Annotated in this window: 12 protein-coding genes; 4 read left to right on the plus strand and 8 right to left on the minus strand. The window is 57.6% G+C overall.

Annotated elements, in window-relative coordinates; genetic code table 11:
• Positions 1-729: 729 nt before the first annotated feature.
• Entirely contained in the window at positions 730-2,037 is a 1,308-nt protein-coding gene (locus tag KBZ12_RS16730; protein ID WP_254959158.1) for a glycosyltransferase, read from the plus strand.
• A gap of 143 nt (positions 2,038-2,180) precedes the next feature.
• On the opposite strand, the gene KBZ12_RS16735 is transcribed toward KBZ12_RS16730, so the two are convergent.
• Complete coding sequence (locus KBZ12_RS16735; protein ID WP_254959160.1) at positions 2,181-2,750, minus strand: hypothetical protein; 570 nt, start codon at positions 2,748-2,750, stop codon at positions 2,181-2,183.
• A gap of 84 nt (positions 2,751-2,834) precedes the next feature.
• Positions 2,835-3,431 (minus strand): DapH/DapD/GlmU-related protein, encoded by a 597-nt coding sequence (locus tag KBZ12_RS16740; RefSeq protein WP_254959163.1) that lies wholly within the window; start codon positions 3,429-3,431, stop codon positions 2,835-2,837.
• 206 nt (positions 3,432-3,637) lie between these two features.
• Between KBZ12_RS16740 and KBZ12_RS16745 the strand changes: the two genes are divergently transcribed.
• The gene (locus KBZ12_RS16745) at positions 3,638-4,420 is read left to right on the plus strand and encodes a cephalosporin hydroxylase family protein (protein WP_254959165.1); all 783 of its coding nucleotides are present in this window, start codon (positions 3,638-3,640) and stop codon (positions 4,418-4,420) included.
• Here KBZ12_RS16745 and KBZ12_RS16750 read toward each other — a convergent pair.
• Complete coding sequence (locus KBZ12_RS16750) at positions 4,387-5,544, minus strand: glycosyltransferase family 4 protein (protein ID WP_254959167.1); 1,158 nt, start codon at positions 5,542-5,544, stop codon at positions 4,387-4,389. The two genes, KBZ12_RS16745 and KBZ12_RS16750, sit on opposite strands and share 34 nt — an antisense overlap.
• Positions 5,541-6,092, minus strand: coding sequence for a hypothetical protein (locus KBZ12_RS16755; protein ID WP_254959168.1), 552 nt, complete (start codon positions 6,090-6,092; stop codon positions 5,541-5,543). The genes KBZ12_RS16750 and KBZ12_RS16755 overlap by 4 nt, the downstream gene beginning before the upstream one ends.
• Before the next feature lie 128 nt (positions 6,093-6,220).
• Here KBZ12_RS16755 and KBZ12_RS16760 point away from each other — a divergent pair, with 128 nt between their 5' ends.
• Both KBZ12_RS16760 and KBZ12_RS16765 read left to right on the plus strand, forming a co-directional pair.
• Positions 6,221-6,964: a hypothetical protein gene (locus KBZ12_RS16760; protein ID WP_254959170.1), complete on the plus strand. Its 744-nt coding sequence runs from the start codon at positions 6,221-6,223 to the stop codon at positions 6,962-6,964.
• 119 nt (positions 6,965-7,083) lie between these two features.
• On the plus strand, positions 7,084-9,465 hold the full coding sequence (locus KBZ12_RS16765; RefSeq protein ID WP_254959172.1) for a hypothetical protein: 2,382 nt from the start codon (positions 7,084-7,086) through the stop codon (positions 9,463-9,465).
• A 1-nt stretch (position 9,466) separates the two neighbouring features.
• On the opposite strand, the gene KBZ12_RS16770 is transcribed toward KBZ12_RS16765, so the two are convergent.
• From KBZ12_RS16770 to KBZ12_RS18565, 4 genes are read right to left on the minus strand one after another with little or no spacing between them, the layout of a single operon-like run.
• The gene (locus KBZ12_RS16770; protein ID WP_254959174.1) at positions 9,467-10,960 is read right to left on the minus strand and encodes an HlyD family secretion protein; all 1,494 of its coding nucleotides are present in this window, start codon (positions 10,958-10,960) and stop codon (positions 9,467-9,469) included.
• Positions 10,961-10,976: 16 nt separating this feature from the next.
• The gene (locus KBZ12_RS16775) at positions 10,977-14,114 is read right to left on the minus strand and encodes a peptidase domain-containing ABC transporter (protein ID WP_254959176.1); all 3,138 of its coding nucleotides are present in this window, start codon (positions 14,112-14,114) and stop codon (positions 10,977-10,979) included.
• A gap of 6 nt (positions 14,115-14,120) precedes the next feature.
• Positions 14,121-15,017 (minus strand): hypothetical protein, encoded by an 897-nt coding sequence (locus KBZ12_RS16780; protein ID WP_254959177.1) that lies wholly within the window; start codon positions 15,015-15,017, stop codon positions 14,121-14,123.
• A gap of 6 nt (positions 15,018-15,023) precedes the next feature.
• Entirely contained in the window at positions 15,024-23,522 is an 8,499-nt protein-coding gene (locus KBZ12_RS18565; protein WP_315859434.1) for a hypothetical protein, read from the minus strand.
• Positions 23,523-23,542: the final 20 nt, after the last annotated feature.

A 23,542-nucleotide genomic window follows, 5' to 3' on the forward strand; every position in this document is an offset into this window, starting at 1 on the left:
CGGAGCTGGCCCAGCAGATCGTGCGCCTGGCCGCCGAGCGGGTGCAGGCCCTGCGGCCCCCCAGCCAGGCCCACCAGGCCCTGAAGGACGCCCTGATGACCCCAGCCGCCCAGGTGCCGCCGGCCACTCGTCGCCGACCTAGCCGCCAGCCTGCAGCAATTGATGCAGCAATTAATGCAGCAGGGAAGGAACCAGCGCCTTTCGCTGCTGCTGGCCCCCGATGCCCAGCGCTTGACCCACCCCAGTGCAACACTGGAGCCCGAGTTTCGTAACCTGAAAGACCTCAATCTTAGCGAAAACGAAAGCTGCCCGCGACTTAGCCTGCAACCGGGGGCATTCGTTGTGTGGCGCTGAATTGAGCCGGAGCTACCACGCAAGCTACCAGGCTGGTCAGACTTAGAATTTAGCGGGGAGAAAGTTGAAGCAAACACAAGCCCAAAGACCTTAGAGCAGTTGCCATCTAAAAGTCAGGCACTATTTCAGAGGCGCAAGCGTCGTGACTGAGGATTTCAAGATGAGCACCAGAATGCGGAACTGAATTCCAGTCAACCCATGTCGATACTGCCCGATGCTGGCATGCGAAGCACAGAGACCGCCCCAGAGTCTCGAACAAGCATGCGACTCATGAGACACCATGAAAAACTATGCCGCACGCGCTGATACTACGTCTTGATTTTCGGCAAGATCAGGGCTTAGATTTGAATTCTGAGTTTCAGATGCCAAGCCGCCATGTCGAAAATACTTTTTCTACACCAAAACTTCCCAGGTCAGTATTTTCACTTGGCTCAGGCATTGAGAGATCGAGGTGATACTGTCATTGCCATCGGCTTGGAGACGGCAAGTGAGTTAACAGGCATCCCCCTTCACCGCTACGATCCTGCGCCCAGTGGCATCATTCCCGAATGCCATCCATTGCTATCTGATAGTCAAACCAAAGTGCTCAGGGGGGCTGCAGTTGCACAGACCATCCTGAAATTGATGGGAAAAGGCTTTGAGCCCGACCTGGTGATCGGTCACTCTGGATGGGGAGAGATGCTGGCGTTGGCAGACATCCTCCCTGGCGTACCCGTGATTCACCATCAGGAGTTTGTTTACAACGTCAAAGGAGCAGATTATGGATTCGACAAAGAATTTCATCATCCAACCTGGATAGATGTAACCGGTGTGCGCATACGCAGAAATTTTCAATTGCTCGCACTTGATAATTTTACATGTGCGACGACCTCAACATGGTGGCAATGGAGCTCCATACCACCTGCCTATCGAGATCGCGCCGTTGTTGTCCATGAAGGCATAGATACGACCAAGATCACGCCAGAGCAACCACCTGGAGAAACAGGTGAGATTACTTTATCCAGGGATAAAGTCGTGCTTCGCCCAGGAGATGAGGTGGTGACATTTGTCAGTCGAAACCTGGAGCCTTGCCGTGGCTTCCATATCTTTATGCGCAGTCTCGCACTATTGCAACAGCTGCGTCCAAATATGAGAGCCATCATCGTCGGTAGAGATGGAAAGGGATATGGCAGCCTTCCACCAGACGGTGGGGACTGGCGAACGTTCATGATGAGAGAGTTATCGAGTCGGATTGATTCAAAACGCGTACATTTTGTGGGTCAGGTTCCCCATTCCGTCCTTCATCGTGTATTTCGCCTGAGCGCCTGTCATGTATATCTGACAGTACCATTTGTTCTAAGTTGGAGCATGCTTGAGGCGATGGCCTGCGGATGCGTGGTTGTGGGGTCAGCCACACCACCAGTTCAAGAGATGATCAAACATGCCGAAAATGGAATACTTGTTGACTTCCTTGATCACGAAGCTTTAGCCAAGACTGTAGCGAAAGTGCTGGCTAATCCAAAAGACTACATGCATCTCCGGCAATCAGCTCGCCAGACAGTTGTCGACCGATACGATCTTCATAGCGTATGCCTGCCAAAGCAGATTGACATGATCGAACGGATTCTCAGAGGAGAGATCTACCCTGCTGAGCCTTTGCGCCCACCTGCGGAACTGGAATCAATTCTAATGAATGGAACTTAATCGGCCTAGCATTCTGAGTCGAGAGTGTAGTCCTATTGAATAGGAGGTGCCAAGGTCTCAATCAGCAACTTCGATCAGCTGGTCAGTAAATTGATGATGCACTCGCACATACAGACCAGCATAACCCTACAGGCATTAAATCCCTATGCCTTAACTGCCCGCAATGTGGCTGTCCAAGTGCGCACAACACCCCAGTGCAAGGATGCTGCCTCGCGAAGCTGATCACGACTGATCTCTCCAGCCTGAAGCTTGCGCCACCAGATAGGATCATATGTTTGAACAATAGAAATTAATTCAAAGTTAATACCAAAAAGCCCAGCAAGTGACGTATGGGTGGTTCCTTGTTCACGCAGGGATTCACAATATTGACTTGATAAAAGCTGTAATGTCTCCGGACAATACGGTCGAACATTTGTTGGGTCCGCCCAGAAAGAATCGTGCCTAATCCAGGGCAAGTTGAGAACCACGGTTGCATCAGAAGCACTGACACGAAAGAGTTCACCAAGAATCGATTTCTGCTGGTATAATTCCTTGCCGACTCGTGAAAGATGGTTAATCACAATTTCAGAAAAGCGATCAGATTCAAACGGCCACGGGGTTTGCTCAATCGCATGCACAATATCAGGATTGCTGGACGCAAAGGCATCAACGTGCAGGTAGCCCTCTCGGCGCTCATCGCCACAGGCCATAAAAAGCTTTTGAGGCTGATTCATAACCGGAGTAGGTCCCGTAAACCAGGAAAGAAAAGGAATCATAGAACGATAGCTCGGACAAACCAATGGAAAGCAGGGTGGGACTCAACCTTGGCCAGGTTGTGGTGAAACACTGACGGGTCGAATCACTTGGCAAGGATTACCATAAGCAATCATGCCAGCTGGAATATCACGTGTCACCACACTACCGGCGCCAATTATTGAATTGTCGGAAATCGTGATCCCTGGCAATAATGTAGAGTTCATGCCAATCCAAACATTTTGACCTATACGGACAGGGCGATTATCTGACGCTTGAAATCTATAGGGACCGGCAGTAGGATCCATGCCATGATTCACCCCTGATACACAGACACCAGCAGCGATCATTGAGTAGTCACCGATGAATAATCCTGCCCTGAGTTCATAAAAAGCACAGTTCGGCCCAAAGGAGACCTCATTGCCGATTTCAAAATGGCCATATTTACTTCGAAACGTACACCCCGAATAGATTGTGACATTCGTTCCGATGCTAAACGATGCATGGGGGCCCATGACAAAGCTGCAGAAGGGTTCAATGATGGTGGTCTCTGGAAACTCAATGGTCGCGCCACCAGTCACAACAGTGCTGGGATGGATGCCACGATAAAGCAGGCCGGCTGCTGATCCAGGAGGAAGGGTCGCCGGATGCGGCGGATCCATGGACCCATCCGATAGATCAAGGCCAGAACAGATTGGGTTGGGCTGAATCACGATGTCTGGGGATGGATCAATGTCTGCACAGCGAAGTGGTGCTTCATCCTATGATGACGCCAGGACAGCAATGGCATGGTCTCGGACTTTAGATGCTGTCGAAGCGTCCCATTGGCCACCCGTTGCACTGCCCCTCAAGACCCTGGCCTGTCATCATGACATCACCCGTATCAAGACAAAGCAAGTCTGCCGATAACCCCTCCCCAAGTAGTGGGAGCGGTGCAGATACCCCCTATCTGATCAGTGATTATCTGGTTCGCGATCTGCGGCACGTCATGCTAAAAGTGGCGGCTAACGAAGGTTGGTTTCGCAATCATTGGCTGGGTGTACCGATCTGGCAACTCCCGGATGATCTCATGGGCCTGCAGCAGGCCGTTACAGCTATTCGGCCAGGGCTAATCATTGAGACGGGCACAAAATTCGGCGGCTGTTCCCTTTTCTTTGCCTCTATGCTGGCATTGCTCGGGCTTGAGCAGTCTCGCGTCATCACCATTGACATCACACCGACTGCTGAAGCAGAGGCAGTGCGCCGCGAGCAGGGCCTGGCTCGCTTTGTATCAGAATGGCTTGTTGGCAGCAGCCTTGAACCAGGTGTGCTTGAAACTGTTGCTGCAAATGTTGCGAAAACCAGCGGCCCCGTGCTGGTATTTCTCGATGACTGGCATGATGGTGATCATGTTCTGGCGGAGATTCGGGCGTACCAGAAGTTTGTGGGTAGAGATGGTCTGTTGATTGTTGCCGATACAAGCTTTGCAGATTTGGCTGGTACACCCGTAGCACCCTACCGCTCCCTCGTTGATTCCAATCCACGCACAGCAATCGCCAGTTTTCTTGCTGAGTCTGATACCTTTGAACGCTGTGAAACTTTCTTAAGTGCTTCCGGTTTGTCTAACTTCGCTGACGGCTACTTACGTCGCAAGCCAAGTGCCAAGGAATAGACTCTCTCGCTTGCCTCGGTCATTGCGTCCCAATTGAATTCGGCCAAGATCCTGCGTTGCAACCGCCGCACTCGAGGATCATTGCGGCCTGCGTCGATAGCGGCTACCACAGCATTGCGAACAGAGCAGGGATCTGCCGGATCGCAATACCAGGCATCAGACCCCACGTAGGCTGCCTCGTGGCCAGCAATGCTCACCACAACAGGTGCTCCAGCGAGGGCTGCCTCAAGGGTGACGAGGCCACAGGTCTCACACCAGCTAGGCAGCACGTGAACCGAAGCAGCTGCATAGGCCGAAGCCAGTAGATCAGGTGATAAATGGCCATGGAGATGCAGCCGGCTTCCACCAATCGTCCTGCAGAGTTGGGTATAATCAGGATCCAGATTGTGTCGTCCTGCGAGCACAACCGGAAGATCGATGTGGCGAAGTGCCTGCAGCAGCATGGCGGTATTCTTTGGTGGTTCAACCCGCCCTGCCTGAAGCACAAACGGACCTCGCAAACCGCTGAGTTTGCGGAAGGGCTCAGGATCTGGGTCGCTGAATAACCTGGGATCCACACCGTATGGAGCAATCTCCACCTGGGTGCCTCGCCAGCCAAGGTCACGGCGCAAGGCAGCTAGCTCCAGCCAACTGTTGGGGAGGAGTGCATCAACGTCCTCAAGCAACCTGGCGATGCGTTTCAACTGTGCTGTTGCCGTTGGACCTGCCTGATCGAAATGGAGGACATCCCCATCAAAGTGCACGGCGAGCGTGCGTGCGATCAGCTGCTGCAACAGGCGTTCTCCAATGGGTGGATCCTGCTGGAGCTTCTCCAGCACACCGCGAGCTGCCAATGATCCCCAGCGCGCTTGGGTGAGCGAAATCCAGATCGGGCTGACGACCACAGGCAGGTCAGCCTGACGGGCTGCCGCCAGCTGACCAGCCAGAGCCTGGTCGGTACGTGTGTTGAAGATGTGGACAAGGTCGACACCGGTGGTATCAGGCTGGTTTGAGAAGGCCACGCGCACCTGATGGTGGCGGCGTCGCAAGCCTGCTGCGGTGGCCTCAATCTGCACACCATCGCCCCCCAACATCTCGGGAGCGAGTCCATGGTTAACCAACAAAATACGCAAAGACTCTGTCATCGGGTGCCGATAGTTGGCGCCGGTAGATCATGAACCAGGCGCAGATCCTGAAACAGAAGAAGATGGTCTCGGCAGCGTTCCATGAGCTGCTGGAGATAGGGCAAAGCCCCCTGGGCGCGCATGACATGCAGGTCAATGCGGTCAATAGGTTCAGGCTTTGCAACGATGCTATCAGCTCCTTGCGTTTCTTTCAAATGACTCCCGATGTCCATCAGGCATTGTTCCAGTGCCAGCTTTAGCATGAATCGACTGTCGAGCCATTCAAGGGTGCGCAAGTTGTAAGTCTGCATGTACTCATCCAGCCTGAACGGATCGAAGTGAATTTCCTTGACCAGCAGCTGCGGACTGTCCGGCAGGCAGGCATAGGCGGTGGCCCAGGTCGAAGGCACCACGTGGCCCTGGGCCACCGTGGCAATCAGCACCGTTCCGCCGCCGCTGAGGCGCAGTCTGTGGAAGCCATGCACATGCCCTGCCTTGATCAAGCGCCGGCGTGATTTGCTGGTGATGGGAGGCAGGCCGCTGCTACTGGAGGCCATGTTGTTGAGCATCACCGTTGCGTGCAATGTCCCATCATCAACCCAGGGGCCCGAGATGGCAGCGATCGCAACAGGGCACGTTCTAAGCGTTGCTAAGCTAAGCCAGTATAGTCAGGCTGCTGTGGACGGTCATCGAGGCCATGCTCACGCTTGTCTGTGCCAGCCAGCAGTACCCGAGTCATTTCTCACGTTCCACCCTTCTGGGCAGAAGCCTGCGCCAGTTTCCACCAGCTCTGCGCCCGCGGTTGTTCCTGGTGGCTGGCAACCAAGGCAAGCACTGCCAGGGTCTCTCTGAGATCTACAATAAAGCCATCGCTGAGTTGCCCCCTGAAGGAATTGTGGCATTTGTGCATGACGATCTGTTCGTGCACGACTGGTTTCTGCAGTTCCGCCTAGATCAGGCACTGCGCCACTTTGATCTGGTTGGACTGGCAGGTGAGGGGGAAGCGGGTGAACAGCAGTGCAACTGGTACTTCGAGCAAGGTGAGAATGGCGGCTGGCAGTCGTCTCCGCGGCGGCCCAGCGGGTATCTGAATCACTGGGATCCCAGCCAGGTGGAGCCCAGTGCCTATGGACCCACACCGCGACGCTGCATGGTGCTGGATGGGGTGCTTCTAGCCGCCAAAATTGAGGTTTTACAAAGCAGTGGGCTGCGTTTTGATCCCCAGTTTCACTTCCATGCCTACGACATTGACTTCTGCAGGTCGGCACTGGCGCTCGGCTTGCGCCTGGGGACCTGGCCGATCGCCTGCACCCACGGCAGTGCTGGATCCCACGATGCTGCCTGGGAGGAGGCTGTATCACGCTTTCATGGCAAATGGTCCGGCAAACCCTGGCCCGATCCACCAGCCGATCACATGTCAATCGGACTGGAGTACAGTTAAAGCAATGGTTTAGAGCCTGACAAATCGAACTGCAGCGGCTGACTGATGAGCTGACCCTTAAGCGGGATGGCCGACGGGTAAGCCTGGAGGGTGTCCTCACAGGTGGTGCACTTGGTCTGGTGCTGCTGTATCTGTTTCAGGAAGCAGCACAGGCAGCTGGAGAAAGTCGGTCGCATGGACCGGTCTTCTTAAAGGGCCCTGTTGAATTCGGTCCATTCCGCGGCGGGGGCGGAAGCATCAACATCCGTCCGCTGGAACAGGGTGAACCGGACCTGCCAAGTCGTCGGATCGATGGCAGCATCGGCCAGGGGTCACAACAACAAGGTGGCGGTCTGGGTGGACAGAGTGGACAGGGTGGACGCCTGAGCGAGAGACCCCGCGACGAACAGGACAGCGACACAGGAGTCCCCAGCTCCCAGATCATTCAACCGTCATCATCGCCATCGCCATCGCCATCGCCAAAGCCATCGCCATCGCCAAAGCCATCGCCATCGCCTAAACCAACACCTGAACCGACACCTGAACCCGAACCTTCTCCACTGCCCCAGCTGGTGCTGGTGATCGTTCAGGGGGAATCGGGAAGCACAGCCCGCTCGATTGCTGGTGACGCCAGATCAATCACATTGGCACGGCAGGTGGGCATTGAGAGAACGCTTCTAAATTACACCGGGAAGATTCAGACGTCCCAGGAAGTGATTACGAATCGGATCGTGCCTAGCTCAGCTACTTCGCTGTCTCAGGACGCATCTCTCGAGCTGGATCTTGAACATATTGCACTCTTAAACGTTCAGATACTTTCTGGGGATAGGACTGATTTGTTGGTGTTCCGCGTTGATGAACTGCTGCCACTGGCCCTAATGGCGGCTGGCAAGACGGACGCCAATGTACGGTCGCGCAGCGCGGCGGTCGATAAATCAAGCATTCAAACAGCCGCCGGCGATGACCTGTTGGCGCTTGAGGCACTCACAAATCTTCGTTTTTATGGCTTGGGCGAGAGCAAAAGTACTGACCTCGTCTTTAATCTATTGACTCAGGGAATGAAGGATAGCTTTGCCATGCTAGGCCCTGGGATTAATACAGTAACAATTAACTCAGGTTTTTATAGAAGCAATCAGGGCGCAACACTCAGAGACAGCTGGGACATTGGGCTTGACTTTGATTTCAGCAAGTCAGCAATACTACAGAACGAGGCTGACTGGTCATTTGAACTGAATGCACGAGCAGTTGGCATCGAAGCCAGTAGCCTTGTATTCGGTGACGGCAATGATGACCTAACGATCTTTACCCGTATCGACGAGAATCTTGCCAATCAGCTTGGCGGCCGCTATCCAAGCAAAACAACAAAGATACAGCTTGAGCGCATTGGCATGCTCGACTCGAGCATCTCAATGGGATCAGGAAACGACAGTGTCCGCATCAATGGTTCTATTCTGAATTCAGCGATTGATCTCGGTGAAGGTAACAACACCTTGTACCTGGAGGAATCACTTGGTAGGGGTAGCAGCATCTCTATGGGCAATGGCGCAAACAACATCGTCATCAACAGCATGCTTGGTGGGGTGGTCAATGGTGGGAGCGGTGATGAAGTGTTTAAGTTTGAAGATCAGGTGCTCGCGGGGGAATTAGATGGTGGGGCTGGTTATGACGTGCTTGAAGGTGGGGTATTACTGGCAGGCCAACGAGATGTGGTGACACTGAATGGCAAGGATCAGGGATTCTTCAACGGTTTGCGTTTTCATAGCATCGAAGAACTGAGCACTGGTTCCGGAAATGATGTGGTGATTTTGAATTTTGATAGTTCCATTACGGGTCGATTGTTGGGCGGAAATGGCCTGGATCGACTGGAGTTCCTGAGCTGGGAGTTGCCGGTTTTCGTAGATCTTGATCTGGGGAAGGCCACATCCATCTATGGCAGCAAATCTGGCGGCATAGCTGGCTTTGAGGCGGCGACAGGCGGGCAGGGGGATGATGTATTGGCAGCATCAGGTTATTTTCGAAGTCTCATTGGTGGTGGGGGCTCGGATACCTTCTTTTTGAGGTGGAGTCCATGGACATCGGAGGCGGCCACTGGCCTGCAGTTGGGCTTGAATCCCCTGAGCGATCGCGTGGTGTTGTCCGGCATAGAGGCCCAAGTGCCAGGGGGTTGGGATGGGCGTTATGGATTGCCTGTGATTGAGGGGCTGGATCTGGCAGACTCCCGTGGGGTATCTGACCAGTTGTTGTGGGAGAGGCAGTCTGGTGTACTGCGTCTAACACCCACTGGGACCGAGGGTATCGGTGATGCCAAGCTCTTACCCATTGCCCCACTGGAGCAGTTGCTGAGTGGTATGAGCAGCCATCCCGGATCGTCGCAACTAGCGGTGAATACCTCTCCGCTGCTGACGTCGGGGCAACATTCTGCCGAGTTGATATTGCTAGGCGCCTCGGGCCCGGACTCGTTCCGCGTTATCGCCCAGTTACCAGGCGCTACGCTCGGTATTCATACGCCCAGTAGAGCTTGAATCAACGAATTGTACGACTGGATTCAAAGAAGCGGTTGAAGCGATCCGTGATGAGCGAAAGGGCGGGCCGCGAATTGAGATTGATTAAACCAGTGATACTCATACCCGGTCGCAGGCTGTAGTCGATACCTCTGCGACTCAGTTTCTGCTTTTTGAGCTTTACACTAACACTAAAGTGCTCAGTTGTATTCTTTTCATCCGGCGGCAAGGCGTCATCGCTAATACTGGTAATGAATCCTGTGATGGATCCATATTCAGTGGAGGGAAAAGAGTCGATACGAATATCAACTTTCATGCCCTTGCGTAAGAAACCTACGTCGCGATTACTGACATCGAGATGGGCTTCCAGAGGAGTGTTAGGAAGAATTCTGAGGACAGGTTCAGCAGGGCTGGAGAGTTCTCCGACCTTGGCCTTAATGTCTATAACTTTGCCAGCAATTGGAGCCCGTAACAGTTGGTAGCTGGCGCGTTGCTGCTGGTCACTGAGCTTGCTGTTCACCTCAATGAGCTGCTGCCTGGCATTGTTGAACCGCGTGAAGACTTGGCGTCGTTCAGCGGCGGGAATCTGCAATGATTTAAGCCTGGCTTCCTCAACACGCTGTACCGAAGATTTCCATTCATTCTCCGTACGTTGCATCGAGGTGATGATCTGTTGTTGACGTTCGAGCTGGCGATCCAGATCAAGCTGAGCCATCGCCCCTTTGGACACAAGCGAGCGCATACGAGCACTGATGTTTTCGTTGGTGCTGAGCTGGGAACGCAACCCCTGCAGATCAATCCATTGCTGGCCAGCCTGAAACTTGGTGCGCGCAAGTTCCCGTTGGGAAGCCTGTTCGCGAAGCTGCAATTCCTGTTCATCAGCCAAGAGCTGGGCGAGAGCATCAGGCTCAGTGGGCAGAGGTCCGATATTGAGTTGGCGAGCCAGCACCCGCACTTCCGAAATCCAGAACGCCTGGATGCGTTTGAGATTATTGAGAATGGTCGGACCTGAATCATCGCGCAGGCGCACGAGGACCTGTCCGCGTTGCACTTGCTGACCGTTCTTCACCAGCACCTGCTGAACAAGTCCATTCAAAGGTGGTGCCAATTCAGAGACACCACCAATCGGTCGCAACGTTCCCGGTGAGGCGACAGACGATTCGATCTGAGCCACCAGGCCATAGATGGTGCCGCCGGTGGTGATGAAGATCAGGCTCCAGACAATGGCACGACTCCAGACCCGTGTGGAGCGCGGCAGGGTGACGCGTCGCCTAGCAAGTGGATTAGGGGGGGGCGTTTCATCGCCAGGGATATCGCCACCGGGGGGGCCGCCACCGGGGGGGCCGCCACCTGGGGGCTGACCAAACTCAGGTGACGGCGCGTTGGGATCCGTGATGAAGTCAACCGGATTCCGCCCTGCAGGAAGTGTCTCTGCCGCCAGCGGCGGCGGCGGGGGTGTCTGGCCACCTCGCCGGAAGGGGTTTCGGGGCCGTGAAGAACTGCGGAAGCGGGGCATGGGGTGGGGCTCTCGCTCAGGCGGTGCCGATACCGCGATTCGGCGATCGCATGACCGGGGTGCTGCTGCGCGAGCCGGAAGAGGACGACGACGATCCAGAACCGGAGGACGACGAGGAGGTGCCGGCAGAGCGGCCTTGCTGGCGAAACAGCACGGAATAGGGCCCATTGGAAGCCATCAACTCACGATGGCTCCCGGTTTCAAGCACGGTCCCCTGACCCATGCAGATGATCAGGTCGGCATTGGTGATCGAGCTGAGCCGGTGGGTAATGAACAGCACGGTGGAGCCTCGCAGCGCTTCCATGAGGTTTTCACTAACAACGCGTTCTGTTTGGTAATCGAGCGCCGAGGTGGCCTCATCCATGATCAGCATGTTGGGGCGCTGCAGGATGGTGCGGGCGATCGCGATGCGCTGGCGCTGGCCGCCGGAAAGGCCTGAGCCCCTCTCCCCAACCTGAGTGGCGTAGCCAGCAGGCAAATCCATGATGAAATCATGGGCAGCGGCAACTGTGGCGGCCTGGATGATCTCTTCTGTGGTGGCGTCTGGATTGGTGAGTGCGATGTTTTCTTCAACCGAACCGTCAAACAACACCGTGTCTTGAGGCACAATCCCTAATTGCCTGCGGAGCGAGTAGAGCTCCACCTTGGAGATATCAATGCCATCGACAAGCACGCGCCCGGTTTCCGGGGGATAGAGACGGGCCACCAGTTTTGTGAGCGTGCTTTTGCCAGAACCGCTCGTTCCTACAAGGGCAACAAAACTACCCATTGGAATATGAAGATTGACGCCACGCAGCTGCAGAGGAGAGGAAGGCTTATAGCGGAATTCGATATTTTGGAAATCAATCTCACCCTTGATGGCTGGCATCACCATGCGCTTGTAGTTATCTTCATCGGCCTCCTGAGGGGTATCGATCACATCGCTGAGCCGCTCAAGAGAAAGGGAAACCTCTTGAACACTCTGCCAGATTGATGTCATACGCAGGAGCGGGCCAGTAACGTTTCCAGAGATGATACGGAAGGCGATTAGTTCACCCAGGGTCAGCTGGTTAGCCAGGACCAAATAAGCGCCACCCCAGATCACAAGCAAGCTCGAGAGTGTATTGAGGAAATTACTGACATTGCCCGCAATTGTGCTCGTAAGTGTATTGTCAAAACCTTCGGCTACAAAGTTCGTATAAAGCTCCTGCCAGCGCCAGCGCGTCCGCAACTCGATATTCTGCGCTTTAACAGTCATCATGCTATTCAGCACTTCGACAAGATGCGATTGAGTGCGGGCATTGGCTATGGCCCGTTGCTGGATCTGCTGACGGATGATCGGAGACACAAACAGTACTAGCACGACCAGAATGGGGATGACGGCCAGCGTGAGCAAGGTGAGCTGCCAGCTGTAGATCACCATCACCACGAGATAGAGCATCGCAAAGCTCGCATCGAGAATGGTGGTGAGTGCCGTTCCAGTCAGGAAGCCGCGAACTTTTTCAAGTTCAGCAATGCGGCTGCTGACTTCGCCGACCGGTCTACGATCGAAGTAGCTGATCGGGAGACGCAGAAGATGGTCGATGACCGCTGTACCCAGCGACAGATCGATGCGATTGGTGGTGTCGACAAACAGAAAGGTGCGCAGGGTGAGCAATAGGCCTTCAAACAGCGCAAATAGCACCAGCATCGAGCCGAGCAAACCGAGGGCGTCTGGGCTGGAGTTGATGATCGCCTTGTCGATCACCTGCTGAATCAGCAGTGGGTTAACGAGCCCGAACAACTGGGCGAAGAAGCTGGCAAGCAGCACCTCAATCAGCACCGTGCGATGACGGCGGATTGCGGGGAGGAACCAGCTGAAGCCAAACTTGCGGGTGGGCGTGAGGTTGTTAGCGGCAAGCGTGAGCACCTCACCTTCATCGCCCCAGAGTTCACGGAAGCCTTCGAGGGAGATTTCGCGGTTGCCAGCGCCGCCCGACGGCACACCGAGCACCAGCGCGGTTGTACTAACGCGGTAAATCACGGCCAGGCCCTGACCCCAGCGCACCAGCAAAGGTGTCTCCAGCCGGAGGATGGAGTCGACCTGGATGTTGAGCAGCTGGGTCTGCAGGCCGATCGATTCGGCAACGGCGCCCGAAAGTGCCAAGGAGATCCCTTCCTTGCGATTGGCATGGTCGGTGAACACCCGGCGGAACAGTTCGCGGCGGAAGGGCAGGTTGAGGTGATCGCAGATCATCCGGAAGGCAGCGATCGCCGAATCGACGGTCTTGTCACCGCGGAAGTAGGGAAAGGCTGCTGGCGGGCGGTCGTCGGAGGCCTCGTCAGGGATCTCCACCTCGACCAGGGCCTGGCCGGGAGGGATGGCATCTGGATCAAAGCTTTCCTGTTGTCGCTGCCAGGTCTGTAGTAGCTGGTGCTGCCAGTCGGACGCGGGCGCGTCGGAAGCTGGGGCAGTGGCCTCTCGTTCAGGAGCGGGCGGGCTGAGGATGGCCTGGAGCGCCAGGTTGTCGACCGCCAGCAAACGCACCGGAGCGTTGGCATCACCCTCAACGAGTTCGTTGCCGCGGATCGCTCTACCCAGAGCCAGCGGGCCGGCGGCCACCAGCCAGAGCCGGTTGGGATCTCGGGGCAGGTCGCTGAGGCCGGCCTGGGTCACAGTGACGGCTGGGGTGCTGTCGGCCAGTTCAACGGCGGCGCGGATCAGTTCATCGGTCAGCAGGCGGGGGTAGTCGTTGAGGTAGCGGTCGAGAACGGCGAACAACTCGGCTGGGTTGACACTGCCGCGCACACGGGTGGCCAGAGCCGGGTAGCGCTGCAGCCCTTCATTGAAGGTGTCGTAGGGAACGGCCAGGAGCACCGTGTTGGTGGAGGCAAGCAGCGTTTCCCAGTTGCGATCGCAGCTGAGGGCGCTCCAGGCGAGCACAGCTCCCACTTCATGGCGTTGGAGAGTGGCAACACGACGGGCAAAACGATCGGCCATGACCACAGAGCGCACCGTGCCCTGGAGCAGGAAGAAGACCTGACCGGTGGTGCGATCGGGCCGAGCGATCGGCTGGCCGAAGGCATAACGAATGAGCTGCGCCCGGGAAGCCAGCAGGGCGAGCAGTTCGTCGGGCTGGTCGGATAGGAAGGGAAAGGAGCGCAGCAGCGCCTGGAGTTGGGCGGCATCAGCCATGGATGATCAACCCAACTGGCCAGCTGGCAGGGCAGGTGACTCGCCCACTTCCGTGTGGCTGATGTCCACGGTCTTACCGATGCCGGCAGTGTTGCCAGGGTTAGGGACCTTTGCCGAAGCGTGAGTATCGAGGGCCGCGATGAGATCCTGCTCGGCGAGAAAAGCAGCTATGTCGGCCTCGAACAATTCCGTGGTGAGCTGCTGGCGCGTGGCTTCGTTGAGGGACGCGGGTTCGCGATGTTCCATGCGCAAGATCAAGACCCAGTCGTCAATACGCAGAGGGGGAGCGATATCACCAACCGCCAGAGGGCTGAGAGCCTGTCTTATGGAGGGGTGGGGCTGGCCAATCGGCATCGGGCCGACGAGCCCATGGGTATAGCGCTCATCGCCAAGGGAGTAGGCGCAGGCCAATTGGGTGAAGTCGGCGGAGTCGTCGATGAGGCGCAGATAGAGCTCTTCGGCGGCTCCCTGATTACGCACGCGAATCATGCCGTACACGACCCGTTCCAACTCGGCGCGACGTTCAAGGAAGTAGGCGTCGATGCGGTGGCTGTAGGTGAGATCCATGTATTTCTGCAGGCGTAGCTCCTGCCAGCGCTGCAGCACTACCGCTTGCTGGGGGGCAGGCACCAGGGAGAGCCAATCGCCATGCAGATTCAAGGGCGGATCAACCTCGAGCCCCTCCCAGAGCCGCACAATCACGGCGGGGTGTTCATCGTCGGAAAAGGTGACCCCGCTCACGGTGGCGGCAAGGGCCGCCTCCCTGGCCATGCGTTGGAGAAGGCCCTCCTGCTGCAGAAATACAGAGAAAGGGATCTGAGCCGCTGCGTCTACGGATTCTGTGAGGCGGGAGTGAAACACTGCCCCATCGGCGCGGAATGCGGGATCGATGAGATCGTGCATCAAAAATTACAAGCGAACGCTGGCGCTGGCACTGGAATCTTCCGACCGAGCATTAGCGAGCTGCTGAGAGGTGGCGCTGCCGCCAATCTGAAGCGTACCAGCGGCAAGGATGGACTGGGACTCAATGCCGACAACCTGATCCACCAAGTTGGTGGTGCTGACACCGTTGACGCTGACCGCCTGGGCAAAGGAGCGTTGACTGGCGGCAATGGCGATGCGCCCGGACTGGTCGAAGTCGATCGAGACAGGGGTCGTTGCATTGGAGCCGAACAGGCCAATGCCGCTGGTTACCGCGCCGGCGCTGGCGTTGGCAGCGGTGCTGGTGGCATTGAGGTTGACCACACCGGTAGTGGTGACGGTGAGGGTGTTGGTGCCGGCACCGAAGGCGAGGGCGGTGTCCTGGATACCGATGAGCAGGGCGGGGGCGGTGCGGTCTACGCCGTCGGCCAGGAAGGCCTCGGCAGCACCGGCAACACCGAAGGCGTTGATGCGGGCGCTGGTGACGGCGGTGGACGTGAGGTCGCCGCCGGCTGCACCGGGCTGGAGGAGGGGGAAATCGCTGCCGTTTGCTGTGCCGAAAATGCCAATGGCATCAGCAGCGAGGTTGGCACGGGCGAAGCCGTTGGCGGCACTGGTGGCTGAAACGAGGATCGGCGCCGCCAGGCTGCCGAGGTCGCTGCGGGCCGAAATGGAGCCCACACCGCCGATGGTGGTGGAGGCGCCGGCGTTGGCAAGGGAGATGGCGGTGGCGTTGAGGATCGCCAGGGCGTCGCTGTTGCCCACCACGGTGCTGGCGGTGGTGCCACTGCCGATACGGGCGGCAGCGGTGATGGTTCCGTCCGCGGCGATGGTGGCGGTGTCGGCCGCGCCGCGACTGCGGATACCAATCACATCCACCAGGGTGTTGGCGAGCGCGAAGTCGCTGTTGGCGGAGCTGCCGGTGGTGGTGGCGGCCACCTCAGCGTCGACGGCGGCGGTGGCGCGCACGCTGCCGTCGGCGGCAGCGGCGATCATCACCCCATCAATACCGGTGACGTTGGCGGCGGCACCGGCGGTGGCGGGGGAGGCGACATTGATGGCCCGGCTGTCGAGATTGGCGGTGGCAGCTGCGATCACCGTGGCATCAGCGCCGGCGCTGATGCTGTGGCCAGCGCTGTGGTTGCCGCTGAGGCCAAGCACCTGGGCCCGCTCGAGGCTGGGGTCGAGCCGGGCGGCGGAAGCGATGTTGGAGGTGCTGGGACGTCCGCCGGCGAAGGCGGAGGCCGTGGCGATCTGGTTGAAGCTGATGTTGGCCGTGGCCAAGCCTGAGAGGTCAACGACAGGGGCAAAGGGATCGGCGGCGGAGCTGAGCTGGAAGCGCTCGCCGTCGATCAGGCCGCTGGGCAGGCTGTTGCTGCTGGTGAGCGGCACCGCAGAGCCAGCGGCGGTTTCCGCAATCTGGAAGGTGTTGCCTGATGCGCCAGTGACGAAATAGGTACGGCCAAGGGTGATGCCGTTAACACTGGTGGTGACGCTCTCGTCAACAAGGTTGGCGGCGGCGGCGGCGTTGAGGCGGAACACCACCGTCATGCCGTTGGTGTAGGTGACACCGTTGGGCATGGTGATGGTGTTGCCGCTGCCGATGGAGCCAAAGGCCAGATCCCGCACCCAGTAGTTGGTGTCGGTGATGAGACCGGCCGTCTGGGGAGTTGCACCGGAGAGCTGCACCAGATCGCCCTGGACCAGGCCGCTGTTGGGGGCGAACAGGGTTTCGTTGGTGCCGTTGGCCTGGATGAAATCAAGGCGGCGGCTGCCGTTCACTGTGCGGGCTAGAGCCGTGAGCTCGAGATCAGCACTGGCGTTGAGATTGAGATCCGCACCGGCCGACTGGTTGGCCTGGCGCAGGGCGATCACCTGGGAGGTGGTATCGGGCAGGGTGGCGGCGCTGGCGTTGGTGGCGGTGGCAGCGCCGGCACCAGCGCCGCTGAGGGCACGGGCACTGCCGGCAGTGCTGAGGGCCTGGCCGTTGAGGCTGAGGTTGGCGCTGGTGGTGACGTTGAGGGTGTCGCCGGCGGCAACGGGGGAGGTGTTGATGCCGATCACACGGGCGCTGGCCTCGGTGAGGCTGGCGCCGGCAGTGGAATTAGCCGCCAGGGAGGCGCTTTCGGTGGCACTGGCACGCAGATCAGCGCCACTGCCGGCACTAATGGCGGAGGCGTCGATCGCCATCACCTGACTCCAGGCGGGTGAGTCGCTACCGATGGCGCCGCGTTGACCGCCAAGGCGGTTGAGGCCGGCTACGGCCTCGCCTGCGACGCTGGTGGCACGAACATCGAGCAACTGGCTAGCAGTGGCGTCAAGGCTGAGCTCAGCGCCGCTGCTCACGCCGGATCCGGCAACGAGGGTGCGGTTGAGATCAACGGCTGTGGCCAAGGCGGAGGCATCGGCCATAGCCGCACCGGGCCTGAAGGCATTGGCAGCCGGGATGGTGATCATGGAGCCGGCGTCACCAAAGAAGGTGATGCGATCAGAAACGGTGGAGGCGTAATCGCGCAAGCGCAGGGTGCGCAGGCCGGGGTTGACGTCGGAGACGTAGTAGCGACGTCCTGCCACCACACCACCTTCGCCACTGATGTTCTGACCCCAGGAGGTGTTGAACACCACCAGGTCGCCATCAATGAAGGGGAAGGGGGCGCCGGCAGCACCAGGCACCACCACGTCCTTGCTTTCGGCGGGTGTTGCCGGAATCGTGACGGACAGGGCCGGCAGGCTCTGGCCGCCGACGCTGGTGGCGATCACACTGTTGTTGCCGCTGGCGCTGGCGGTGATGCGAGCGTCATCGCCGGCGCTGACGAAGTTGGCGCTACCACCTAACGCTGTGTCGGCGAGGCCGGCAACGCTGGAGCGCAGGTTGGCGACGCTCAGGCCGGACACATTGCGGGCAATGCTGAACTGATTGCTGTCGGCGGCAGCATCAAGGCTGAGGGTTGCCGCAGCACTCACATTGGCGTCAATGCCACCGGCCACATCCATGGCGGAATCGGCCTGCACCACGGTGGCGACACTGCCTGCGTTAGCGCCACCGGCGACCCGGCCAGTGAGCTGCAGGGAGACGCTGCCGCCAGCACTGAAATCGCTGCGGTCGGCGCCGAAACCGTAGGCACCGGTGACAGCCTCAGCACGCTCGGCAACGCTTGTGGCGAGGGTACCGGCCTGCTGGTTGGCGGTAGCAACACCGCTGAGATCAGCGCCGGCCGTGAAGCGGCTCTGCAGGGCACCGGCTACCTGGGTGCCATCGGCAAGGGCGCTGGACTGGAAGGGGGTGGAGGTGGCGATCGCCTCGGTGCGGGCATTGGCGCCGGAGTCGATGGTGAGATCGCCACCACTGAGCACCGTGCCGCCGCTGGTACCAATTACCCGGTTCTGGGTGGTGGCGGTGGGATCCACCAGCAACAGGTTGAAGGCTGCGGGGGAAATGAAGCCCACACTGGCGGAGTTGAAATTAGTGGCGTTGATGTTCAGCAGATCACTGCTGAAAGTGGCGCTGCCGGGGGCATCGGTGTAGCTGAGGATGTCGCTGCCGAAGCGACCGGCCTGGGTGAGCAGGGCAAACTGGCCGAAGGTGAGATTGAGCTCAATCTCGTTGGTGCCAGCTCCACCGTTGTAAGTGACATTGAAGGGAGTGCCCTTGTTGACGGTGGCCGTGGAGACGTAATCGTTTCCATTGCCCATGTCGACATAACCGATATTGCTCAGAGCAGTGTCGGAAAGGTTCCAGGTGTCAGAGCCATTAGAAGCCTCAAGGGTGCGGTAGTTGCTGCCATTGGCATCACCACCAAAGATCACATTGATGCCTTGGGCGCCAGGATCCCAAGTGCCAGCAGGTCCCTGGGTAGTGCCGCCGGCATCGATCAGCTGGGTGACATTACGAGCACCATCATTGGGTGCATAAAAGTTACCTGGCGTGAGGTTCTGCGCATTGACGTAGAAAATGTTGTAGCCGGAACCAGCATCAACGTAGTTATTCCCATTCGCACCGGGAATGATGATGTCATTGCCTTCACCGCCGTAAATGGTGTTGGCACCAGCCACACCGGCGATGGTGTCATCACCGCCGTTGCCTACTAAGAAGTTGTTGGCGGTAGAGCCCACGATCGTGTCGCTGCCGTTGCCACCGATGACACCCTCAAAGTTCTGAACGAAGCCATTGGTGCCAGCAGCGGCTGCAGAGGACAAACCACTGCCAACTCCTTGGGCATTTTGGAATTGCGAAACCGTGAAGGTGATGCTGGGAGTGAGTGCAACTGAATAGCCACTACTGTTGCTGGTGAGGCTGACCAGTACTGGGTTGGCTTCGCCGAAGCCGGAGTAATCGAGCAGGTCTCGGGCACCACCAGCAGCGTTGATTGTGGTGCCGAAGCTTGAATTGGTTGGACCAGCGAACACCACCCGGTCGTTGCCTTCGCTGAGGCGCAGGCTGTCGTTGATACCGCTGAATTGATCGGTGAAGCCTGATCCGTTAGTGCTGGTAGTGAGGTTCTGGTCGAAACCACCAACCGCAATAGAAGCCTCTGAGATGGAATCGAAGCGCTGAACGGTGCCTGCCTGAGTGCCAGAGAACTGCACCAGCAGCTGGGCACTTGAATTGAGATCTTCGTAACTGAGGTAATCGCTACCGTCGCCGCCAACAATCGTATCGCCGCCGCTATCAGGTGACCGGGAGCCGTAGATCGTGTCGTTGCCGACACCGGCCAGCACAGAATCGCTGCCAGAACCGGTTAAGATATAATCGTCTCCATCGCCAGCACTGATGGTGTTGTTGCCTGCGACGACAAGGATCGTGTCGTTGCCACCACCGGAGAGAATGGAATCGTTACCGCTGCTAAACGAGAGGATCACATCGTCGCCGGGTTGGGTGGCGCTGGTCTGAATCGTGTTGTTGCCAGTTCCGGCTACAAGGATAAAGTTGTTGCCACCCTTATCCTCAATAAAGTTATTGCCATCTTCACTAGTAATTGTATCGTCACCGATGCCGCTGTAGACAGTGTCATCACCCGTGCCTGCTTCTACTTCATAGCTGTAGGTTGCCGAAGCAGAAATCGACACCGAATCAGAACCAGATCCGGCCAGAACAAAGCTGACGGGAGCGTTGTTCTGAATCGAAATCGTGTCGTTACCAGCACCGGCATCGATGGTGCTAGTGGCGCCGCCGGTGACACTGATCGAATCAGTGCCATCTTCACCTTGAGCCAGCGAAATGTTACCGCCGCTGATGCTGATCGTGTCGTTTTCAGTGCCAGATGAAATGGTGCCGATGCTGCCACCGGAAATGACGATCGAGTCGTTCTGGCTGCCAGCGTTGATCAAATCAATCGTGCCGCCGGAAACAACTATCGAATCGTTATCAGCGCCAGCATCGATCGTGTCGATGTTGGCGATGCCGCTGATGCTGATGAAGTCAGTGCCGGCCTCGCCCTGAGCCAGGGAGACATTGCCGCCACTGATGCTGATCGTGTCGTTTTCAGTGCCGGCAGAAATGGTGCCGATGCTGCCACCGGAAATGACGATCGAGTCGTTCTGGCTGCCAGCGTTGATCGAATCAATCGTGCCGCCGGCAACGTCGATTGAATCATCCTGAGCGCCAGCATCGATCGTGTCGATATTGGCGGTGCCGCTGATGCTGATGAAGTCAGTGCCGGCCTCGCCCTGAGCCAGGGAGACATTGCCGCCACTGATGCTGATCGTGTCGTTTTCAGTGCCAGCTGAAATGGTGCCGATGCTGCCACCGGAAATGACGATCGAGTCGTTCTCGCTGCCAGCGTTGATCGAATCAATCGTGCCGCCAACAACAACTATCGAATCGTTCTCGCCACCAGCATCGATCGTGTCGATATTGGCGGTGCCGCTGATGCTGATGAAGTCAGTGCCGGCATCAGCGGAGGCAAGCGACACGCTGCCGTCAGAAATATTGATCGTGTCGCTGCCACCACCGGCGGAAATGGTGCCGACTTGGCCGCCGCTAATGGAGAACAGATCAACGGAGTCATCCGATCCACCGAGGGCAATCGAGACACCACCACCGGAGATGGTGATCGTGTCGCTGCCAGTGCCGGCATTTATCGAATCAACAGTGCCAGCTGTGACCGTGATTGAGTCGTTATCGCTGCCAGCATCGATCGTGTCGATGTTGGCGGTGCCGCTGATGCTGATGAAGTCAGTGCCGGCCTCGCCCTGAGCCAGGGAGACATTGCCGCCACTGATGCTGATCGTGTCGTTTTCAGTGCCGGCAGAAATGGTGCCGATGCTGCCGCTAGAAATGACGATCGAGTCGTTCTGGCTTCCGGCGTTGATCGAATCAATCGTGCCGCCGGCAACAACTATCGAATCGTTCTCGCTGCCAGCATCGATCGTATCGATGTTGGCTGTGTTGCTGATGCTGATGAAATCGGTGCCGGCATCAGCGGAGGCAAGCGACACGCTGCCGCCAGAAATATTGATCGTGTCGCTGCCACTACCGGCGGAAATGGTGCCGACCTGACCGCCGCTAATGGAGAACAGATCAACGGAGTCATCCGATCCACCGAGGGCAATCGAGACACCACCACCGGAAATATTGATCGTGTCGCTGCCGGTGCCGGCGTTGATCGAATCAACCGTGCCGCCGGCAACAACTATCGAATCGTTCTCGCTGCCAGCATCGATCGTATCGATGTTGGCGGTGCCGCTGATGCTGATGAAGTCAGTGCCAGCCTCGCCCTGAGCCAGGGAGACATTGCCACCACTAATGCTGATCGTGTCGTTTTCAGTGCCAGCTGAAATGGTGCCGATGCTGCCGCCAGATATGACGATCGAATCAACGTCTGTACCGGCGTTAATCGAATCAATCGTGCCGCCGGCAACAACTATCGAATCGTTTGCAGCGCCGGCATCGATCGTGTCGATGTTGGCTGTGTTGCTGATGCTGATGAAGTCAGTGCCGGCATCAGCCGAGGCAAGCGACACGCTGCCGCCAGAAATATTGATCGTGTCACTGCCACCACCGGCGGAAATTGTGCCGACCTGACCGCCGCTAATGGAGAACAGATCAACGGAGTCATCCGATCCACCGAGGGCGATCGAGACACCACCACCGGAGATGTTGATCGTGTCGCTGCCCGTGAAGCCATCGACAGTGGCAATAGTGCCACCGGAGATGGCGATCGAATCATTGCCGCTGCTGGCATTGATGGAATCAACGGTGCCACCGGAAACGACGATCGAGTCGTTCTCGCTGCCTGCATCGATCGTGCCGATGCTGCCACCGGAAATGACGATCGAGTCAGCTTCTGTACCGGCATTGATCGAATCAATCGTGCCGCCGGAAACAACTATCGAATCGTTTGCAGCGCCGGCATCGATCGTGTCGATGTTGGCTGTGTTGCTGATGCTGATGAAGTCAGTGCCGGCATCAGCCGAGGCAAGCGACACGCTGCCGCCAGAAATATTGATCGTGTCACTGCCACCACCGGCGGAAATTGTGCCGACCTGACCGCCGCTAATGGAGAACAGATCAACGGAGTCATCCGCGCCACCGAGAGCAATCGAGACACCACCACCAGAAATATTGATCGTGTCGCTGCCGGTGCCGGCATTGATCGAATCAATCGTGCCGCCGACAACAACTATCGAATCGTTTGCAGCGCCAGCATCGATCGTGTCGATATTGGCTCCGCTGCCGATGCTGATGAAGTCGGTGCCACCTTCTGCCTGTATCAGCGAGACATTGCCGCCGACAGAGACGGTGATCGTGTCAGTGCCTTCGCCAGCGGTGATGGTGCCGATCGAGCCACCAGAAATGACGATCGAGTCGTTATCGCTGCCAGCGTTGATCGAATCAATCGTGCCGCCGGCAACGACGATTGAATCATCCTGAGCGCCAGCATCGATCGTGTCGATATTGGCGGTGCCGCTGATGCTGATGAAGTCAGTGCCGGCCTCGCCCTGAGCCAGAGAAACATTGCCACCGCTGATGCTGATCGTGTCGTTCTCACCGCCAGCACTAATCGTGTTAACGATGCCGCCGCTGATGACTATCGAATCAACGTCTGTTCCGCCACCGATCGAGCTGACACTTCCTGCGGTTATGGAGATGGTGTCAGTGCCCGCTCCACCATCAATGGAGCTAACAGTGCCTGCTGAAACGATCGAATCATTTCCGATATCGCCCTGAGCCAGTGAGACGTTACCGCTGACAATATTGATCGTGTCGGCACCATCGCCAGCGTTGATGGTGTTGACGGTTCCAACGGCAATATTGATCGAGTCGGCGCTGGCGTCGCTACCGCCGCCGATGGAGGTAACCGTTCCAGCTGTTACCGAGATCGTGTCAGTGCCCGCTCCACCATCAATGGAAGAAACGATGCCAGCGGAGACGATCGAGTCATTGCCGGCATCACCCTGAGCCAGCGAAACATTGCCGCTGCTACCGATAGAAATCGTGTCGTTGTTATCCCCAGCGTTGAGGGTGCTAGTGGTACCACCAATCACACTGATCGAGTCATCTCCAG

This window comes from Cyanobium sp. Cruz CV13-4-11 (assembly GCF_024346055.1).
Classification (GTDB): Bacteria; Cyanobacteriota; Cyanobacteriia; order PCC-6307; family Cyanobiaceae; genus Cyanobium.

Coding starts and splice junctions, on each gene's coding strand:
- KBZ12_RS16730 (WP_254959158.1), top strand. CDS start 730: ATGTCGAAAATACTTTTTCTACACCAAAACTTCCCAGGTCAGTATTTT.
- KBZ12_RS16735 (WP_254959160.1), bottom strand. CDS start 2,750: ATGAATCAGCCTCAAAAGCTTTTTATGGCCTGTGGCGATGAGCGCCGA.
- KBZ12_RS16740 (WP_254959163.1), bottom strand. CDS start 3,431: ATGGATCCGCCGCATCCGGCGACCCTTCCTCCTGGATCAGCAGCCGGC.
- KBZ12_RS16745 (WP_254959165.1), top strand. CDS start 3,638: ATGACATCACCCGTATCAAGACAAAGCAAGTCTGCCGATAACCCCTCC.
- KBZ12_RS16750 (WP_254959167.1), bottom strand. CDS start 5,544: ATGACAGAGTCTTTGCGTATTTTGTTGGTTAACCATGGACTCGCTCCC.
- KBZ12_RS16755 (WP_254959168.1), bottom strand. CDS start 6,092: ATGCTCAACAACATGGCCTCCAGTAGCAGCGGCCTGCCTCCCATCACC.
- KBZ12_RS16760 (WP_254959170.1), top strand. CDS start 6,221: ATGCTCACGCTTGTCTGTGCCAGCCAGCAGTACCCGAGTCATTTCTCA.
- KBZ12_RS16770 (WP_254959174.1), bottom strand. CDS start 10,960: ATGCCCCGCTTCCGCAGTTCTTCACGGCCCCGAAACCCCTTCCGGCGA.
- KBZ12_RS16775 (WP_254959176.1), bottom strand. CDS start 14,114: ATGGCTGATGCCGCCCAACTCCAGGCGCTGCTGCGCTCCTTTCCCTTC.
- KBZ12_RS16780 (WP_254959177.1), bottom strand. CDS start 15,017: ATGCACGATCTCATCGATCCCGCATTCCGCGCCGATGGGGCAGTGTTT.